This is a genomic window from Acetobacter indonesiensis, assembly GCF_000963945.1.
Lineage (GTDB): Bacteria > Pseudomonadota > Alphaproteobacteria > Acetobacterales > Acetobacteraceae > Acetobacter > Acetobacter indonesiensis.
The window spans coordinates 1-281 of the sequence record NZ_BAMW01000049.1 but is presented as its reverse complement, the minus strand read 5'-3'; the positions used below and the strand labels follow the sequence as shown (position 1 = coordinate 281).

Here is a 281-nt window from a genome sequence, read left to right as displayed (position 1 = left end):
GATGACGCCTCAGGCGTATGGGCAAGGGATACGCGAGGAAGGTCTGGCTGCCAGCCGGAGACTGGAGGGGGTCTTTCAGAAAGCGATTGGAGAAGTTCGGGAAGAGCGGCAGGCCTTAGCTGGTATCATCGGTCAGGCAAATAATCGACGCGATCAATGGTTCTGGATGATTTTTATCGGGATCATGGCCTTTCTGTTTGGGGTGGGGATTGCACCACTTCTATTCAATCACGTCACCTGGAAGCATTTTGATCAGCGCGTAGCATCATTCATCGTTGGAG

The 281-nt window shown here is 52.7% G+C and carries 1 pseudogene; it reads left to right on the top strand.

Features of this window, described 5'->3' with window-relative positions:
* Position 1: 1 nt before the first annotated feature.
* A pseudogene (locus tag Abin_RS11700) lies at positions 2-281 on the top strand (DUF6118 family protein); the annotation flags it as partial.